7 protein-coding genes are annotated in these 5,796 nt (G+C 44.9%); 6 read left to right on the top strand and 1 reads right to left on the bottom strand.

The window, feature by feature from the left end:
- The first annotated feature begins 11 nt into the window (after positions 1 to 11).
- Genes CAG69_RS22555 through CAG69_RS11745 form a run of 4 tightly spaced genes read left to right on the top strand, consistent with a single transcriptional unit; the run spans position 12 to position 4,187 of the window.
- The gene (locus tag CAG69_RS22555; RefSeq protein WP_237668069.1) at positions 12 to 1,385 is read left to right on the top strand and encodes a chemotaxis protein; all 1,374 of its coding nucleotides are present in this window, start codon (positions 12 to 14) and stop codon (positions 1,383 to 1,385) included.
- On the top strand, positions 1,385 to 1,744 hold the full coding sequence (locus tag CAG69_RS11755; RefSeq protein ID WP_161444307.1) for a DUF5455 family protein: 360 nt from the start codon (positions 1,385 to 1,387) through the stop codon (positions 1,742 to 1,744). Before CAG69_RS22555 ends, CAG69_RS11755 begins: the two co-directional genes overlap by 1 nt.
- Positions 1,744 to 2,817, top strand: coding sequence for a zonular occludens toxin domain-containing protein (locus CAG69_RS11750; protein WP_161444310.1), 1,074 nt, complete (start codon positions 1,744 to 1,746; stop codon positions 2,815 to 2,817). The genes CAG69_RS11755 and CAG69_RS11750 overlap by 1 nt, the downstream gene beginning before the upstream one ends.
- A gap of 17 nt (positions 2,818 to 2,834) precedes the next feature.
- A complete protein-coding gene (locus tag CAG69_RS11745; protein WP_161444305.1) occupies positions 2,835 to 4,187 on the top strand; it encodes a secretin N-terminal domain-containing protein in 1,353 nt (450 codons plus the stop codon).
- Positions 4,188 to 4,226: 39 nt separating this feature from the next.
- Here the strand turns inward: CAG69_RS11745 and CAG69_RS11740 are convergent, their stop codons facing one another.
- Positions 4,227 to 4,853, bottom strand: coding sequence for a DUF2726 domain-containing protein (locus tag CAG69_RS11740; protein WP_337247417.1), 627 nt, complete (start codon positions 4,851 to 4,853; stop codon positions 4,227 to 4,229).
- A gap of 285 nt (positions 4,854 to 5,138) precedes the next feature.
- Between CAG69_RS11740 and CAG69_RS11735 the strand changes: the two genes are divergently transcribed.
- Positions 5,139 to 5,528: a hypothetical protein gene (locus CAG69_RS11735; protein ID WP_043856490.1), complete on the top strand. Its 390-nt coding sequence runs from the start codon at positions 5,139 to 5,141 to the stop codon at positions 5,526 to 5,528.
- On the top strand, positions 5,521 to 5,712 hold the full coding sequence (locus tag CAG69_RS11730; protein ID WP_043856491.1) for a hypothetical protein: 192 nt from the start codon (positions 5,521 to 5,523) through the stop codon (positions 5,710 to 5,712). Before CAG69_RS11735 ends, CAG69_RS11730 begins: the two co-directional genes overlap by 8 nt.
- Positions 5,713 to 5,796 lie beyond the last annotated feature (84 nt).

The raw sequence follows: 5,796 nt of genomic DNA, 5'->3' as shown, positions 1-5,796 counted from the left end.
GCTTACGTATAATGTGTAATACCGACAGCTCTTCTTTCCCGAAAATTCAAACTGTATGGTTCCGTCATGATACTGCTAAGTGTCCAGCAGACCATGAAAAAGTAAAAGACGGTGATGGTTACACCTGTGAACCTATCGTTCCTGCATGTGAGTTTGGTGAAAACCCTGACGGCACTTGTATGGATGCTTGCCAGTTCAAGCAATCCATCAATGACACTCAATCACTTCATTGGTCGGCTTATGTTTATGGTGAGCAAGTCACGGGGGCGTGTTATGGCGATTTTGGCGCAACCCGTTGTGAGCTTGAGCGTATTCCAAATGACACTACGCTTTGTACCGATGTAGATTCGGGCGAATTTACCCAAAACACTCGCTGTCACGGTAAGTTTCAATTCACTGGTAATCAGTGTGATGGTGGTACGTTGTTTTGGGGTAAAGATGGTCCTGACACCCCTATTATTCCCGATGACCCGATTCACGACCCTGACGACCCAACGGGTGATATCGAAGACCCTAGCGTGCTTCCTGACGATTCAACCAATACAGTGAATCCACCGGATACCGAAGATGAGCCAGAAGTTGAAGACCCTGACACAGATGAAAACACTGACACGGCAGTAGTTGGTGCAATCAAAGGGCTTAATTCGGATGTGAACAAAGCGCTCAACGCGCTAAATGTCGACCTCAATCAATCGAGCGCTGATATTCAAAACCAAATCATTGCGCTTAATGCGTCGATGGTGACTAACACCCAAGCGATTCAAAAGCAGCAAATCAACGACAACAAGATTTACGAAAACACTAAGGCGCTGATTCAGCAAGCTAACGGTGACATCACGACGGCAGTCAATCGAAACACCAATTCTGTCGGTGAGGTGGTTAAGGGACTCGATGATTTGCAAACCACTAACGCTGATGGATTTGCAGAGCTATCGGATAAGCTCGACGACCTCAAGCCTTGTGAGCCTACCGAGGAAAACAACTATTGTGAAAACCCTCATGGTTTAGGTTCGGATTATGTCGGTGATGTGCTGACTCAAGCGGATAAAGCCGTGTCCGGTGCGATGAATGCCTATGAAAAGACCGTGACCGATGCTGCTAACGATTTGATTGAGAAGAATCTGACTGCAGAATCTGAGGGGCATATTAATGCTATATCGGATTCGTTTTTGAGTGTGTTACCTAAGCCTACGCCCTGCATGAATCTATCCTTGCCTACGCTTGGCGGTGGTCGCGCTTCTATCTCTTGTGAGTTTTCGCAGAAACTCAAAATGATCATCTCAATTCTGATTTACATCTACACGATTAAGACGCTTGTTGAAATCCTGCTGACTGAGGTCACGCCTGTACCAAGTAACAAGCCAGGTTCTGGGAGATATTACTAATGATTCAGCTATTACCAATTGTCAGCACCATTGGGACGGCGTTGCGCCTCCCTGCTCTGGCTGCCTTTATCTCTCAGATAGCGACCACGTTATTTGGTTGGTTCTTCATTGCGAAAGCACGAAACGTCACGATTAACTTGGTCATTTTAACGCTGCTAATCGGCTTGACCGCCACCCTCACCTTGGCGATTTACACCCTTGCAATGGGTCTGTCTTATGTTGCACCTCCAATGTGGTCACAAGCGGCGGGTATGTTCATCCCTAATAACGCCGTGCCTTGTGTGAGTGCGATTTACTCTGCGCGTCTGCTGCGTTGGGTGTGGGAATGGAAGTTCTACGCGATTGTGAGGGCGGCGTAATGGCATCGGTCTACTTTGTTACGGGTAAGCTCGGCTCAGGCAAAACGCTAACGGCAGTCGGTAAGATTCGCGAGGCATTTATGCGCGGTGTGCCTGTGGCGACAAACCTCGATATCAGCTTGAAAGAAATGCTTGGACGCAACAAGCGCAACACTCGCCTTTATCGTCTGCCGGACAAGCCTCAGGTAGAGGATTTGATGGTGATTGGCTCGGCAAACAAGAGCTATGACACCAAAAAAGACGGCTTGATTGTGCTCGATGAGTGCGGAACGTGGTTTAACTCGCGAACATGGAACGATAAGAATCGACAAAAGTTAATTGATCACCTTTTGCATATTCGAAAGCTTGGATGGGATGTGATTTTCATCGTTCAAGACATTTCGATTGTTGATAAACAAGCGCGTCTTGCACTGGCTGAACACACCGTGTTTTGTCGTCGTTTAGACCGTCTTCAAGTCCCTATTATCTCGACTGCGGTATCCGTTCTGACGCTCGGTCAACTCAAGTTGAAAATGCCTAAGTTGCACGTTGGCATTGTGAAATATGGTGACAACGCGAACTCGCTCACCGTCGATAAATGGATGCTCTGGGGTACGGATTTATACAGTTCTTACGACACTAAACAGATGTTTAGAAACAACTATGAGGACGGCGTTTATTCAGTATTGCCGCCCTACTATACCCATGGACGTTACACTGTCCCGTATACGTTGAGAAATATCATGCGCATTACGAAAATCTATCTCCGTAAATACTCTCGATTCAGTGTATTTGCGGCAGGTGTCGCCGTCTCGTTTGCGGTGTTCACCTTAGTTGGCACACCGAACATGTCGACGGAACCCGAAACGGCTCAAACGGCGGTGCCTCGCGAGTCATTGAGTGACTTGCTCGACGGCTATCGAATCGAATCTTCAATGAATCCCCCAAATGTTGCCCCGTCTTTTGTGTTGGTTAAGGACGATGTACGTCTGTCGTCGTCGCAACTATACGCAAAAGGCTTTACGGCTCAATCTAACGGCTCTTGCTCCATTACGGTGAGTGGCAACGGTCAATCATTCAAAGTTATGTGCTAGGGAAAAAGGTGCGCTTTATGTCATGGATAATCGCAAAACTCACAGCTTTTCTTTCAAAAAACCAAAAAGAATTTTATTGCGCCGTAGGCTCACTGCTTGCGAGCACATTACTGACCATGCGCTGTGGTAAAGTTGAGAAACAAACAACGGCTTGTTCCAACTTTTCCACATCCAGCATTACCACCTTTCTGCTCGCGTGCACCCTGCTCAGCTCCCCTTCTTTTGCTGCAAGCTCTGCGCCTTTTGAGGCAAAGAACACACCGATTGGAGACTTTGCATCGTGGTTCTCGGTTCATACTGGGAATACGGTGGTGCTCGGTCAAGGTGTTACTGGTGAGGTCAGCTTTACCGCACCGGATTTGAAAGATGAGGACTATCCTGCCTTTTTCCTTTCGGTACTTCGTGCGCATGGTTACGAGCTTACGCATGACCACGGCGTTTTTACCATCATTGCTGACGCTAACAAAGTGGAGACGTTCGAACCCTCTCAAGTGAAGTTATACTTCTTTGAGAATGTCCGAAATACCAAGGTCGTTGACTTAATTTCCTCGATGCTTGCCGCAACGCAAAACCAGACACTGAATAATAAAGCGATTAAGAATTACAAGGTTGAGGTGCTACCGACCACAAACAGCATTATCGTGACAGGCTCTGAGAACCAATTGAAGCACATTGATGTGCTCATCAAAGGGATTGATAGACCACAAAAGCAAGTCTTTATCGAGGCGGTGATTACCGAAACTGAGCTCGGTGATTCTCAGGAAGTCGGCGTAAATATGGACTTAGCTCTGAGTGAGGCTGGCTTTGTTTCTCAGCCTACTGCAATTAAGAAAGCCGTTGATAACCTACTGTTCTATGAGGGCGCCGATTTCAATGCGCTTATTAAAGCAGTGTCTAAGAATCAGAATACTAAGCTCTTATCGCGGCCAAACATGTTCATTATGGACAGAGAGCGCGGTTACATCACGGTTGGTCAGAACGTGCCGTTCCTCACTTCGTCTGAAGTAACTGACGGCGGTAATCGAGTCCAGCAAATTGAACGTAAGGATGTGGGTGTATCACTTGAGGTAGTACCGCATGTGATTGGTGATCATGTTGTGTTGCAGATAATGCAAAAATCCGATTCGGTAACGGATTCCTCTATCGCATCCGATATCATCACCAATACGCGAACACTGCAAACAGTGGTCAAGGTCAAAGACCGCCAAACGATCTCTTTAGGTGGCTTGATTTCTCAAGAGCAGCGAGACTCGGTAAGCGGTGTGCCTGTCTTGATGGATGTGCCTTTCCTTGGTGCTCTATTCCGGTCAGAAAAGACCAATACGGTAGATAAAGAACTTAAAGTAACGATAAGAACCACGATACTTTGAGTTAAAAGAAAAGCCGAACAATTGCTGTTCGGCTCTGCTTTAGCTGTACTGTAATACGCTTTCCAGTTCTCTACACTTTATTATCGTGTCACGTTCTAATACGGTTGCGATATGTGTTTTGTCATAAGAGCTTCTAGCTTCAAACCGAAGCAACGGATGGTGTCCGTTAAGTGCATTGTTTACGTATATATCTCGTTCTTGTCTCTTCTTCTGTCTATGAGATGAGTCATCTAGCTCGATGACCGCCAAGACTTTTGTGTCTCTATCCGTTATTACATAGTCCATTCTTTTAGCCCAAGTTCGAGAGTTATCTTTAAAATTGGTCGGTTGAACCAATGCCATCAATGAAACTTGACTATGAATCACGTATTCATCAGGTATAAGCTCCTGCAACACTTTATAGAATCGGCGCTCTGTCTTGGTGGCTAAGTATGTACTTTTCTTGTGAGGTACAGAATTAGTCTTATTGCCAGTGTTCGGCAGAGGTACTTCGACTATCTTTGGGGGCTTTTCTACAGCTTTTGGTTCAAAAGAATGTATGCTGTTCGGTCTTCTAACCGATGCACCTTGTTCCCATTCATTAAGCCTACGTTTAGGCTTCTTACCCTTCTTTGTGAATAGATACACAATACACGCTAAGGATATAAATATCAGTAATTCAGGCACTTTCTGCTTCCCACTCATAAAAATGAGTGCATGGTAGCATATTGGTTTTGTTTTGAAGTGTTATTGAAATCAGTTTTCATGCACGCCTGTGGTATATGACGGGATAAATCCCACCCTCAACGCAGTATCTCGCAATCGAAAATCTTTAACTTCTGATACGAAACAACCAATATGCAACTAATGTTCACATTATCACCAGAGTGAGCTTGAATGCATACTAAATCGATTGTACTTTTGTAAGACGACCAAGGAGGTGCTATGCATTGTAGAGAGTATGGAGGTGCAATGAATTCACAATATGATGACTTGTTGTGCCACTTAGATGATTTGGGTACTTTGTTAACAGATGCAAAGTTTGCAACCATTGATAACCACAAGATTTCTTTTGACTACTTGTCTTACTCATTTGAATCAAAGCATCACGCGGTTATTTTCGATAACTTGTTAGCTTTAAAGGTTCGTTTCGAAACTCAAATTTTCTCAGAGCAAAGTGCTTATTTTGACATCATAATCGACTTTTATGGTCGAATATATCCGATTGGAGAGCTCGCTCCGGTTCGTGCCATTAGCCGACTCCACTCTTACGATGTAGGTGGCTATTTTGACCGAATAGTTGGCTCTTTTCTTGAGAGTTCAGATTTTTATCACGAAGAAGGAAAGGTTTCCGATGAGTAATAAGAAAAACACAGAGAACAAAAGCGTACCAAAACCATCACGTGGTAAAGGTAGAGATGTAGGTTTGATAGTCAACCGCGAGAAAAAACAATGTCCAGATTCAATGACGCGTGGTGACAATGAAATAACTCAAATGCATTCGACCCCACCTAAACCAGGCTCTGGTGGTACTAAAAATAAATAGGAGTTGTTATGCAAGCTCAGGAGTTAGATAGCGATGAACAAAGGCTTTGGGAGCTAGTTTGGAATACTCGAATTGGTATTAGAT

Origin of the sequence: Vibrio sp. V43_P6S15P86, assembly GCF_009904725.1 — a bacterium.
GTDB lineage: Bacteria > Pseudomonadota > Gammaproteobacteria > Enterobacterales > Vibrionaceae > Vibrio > Vibrio diabolicus.
The sequence above is the reverse complement of the archived record's forward strand: the minus strand, read 5'-3'. Positions and strand labels throughout refer to the sequence as shown.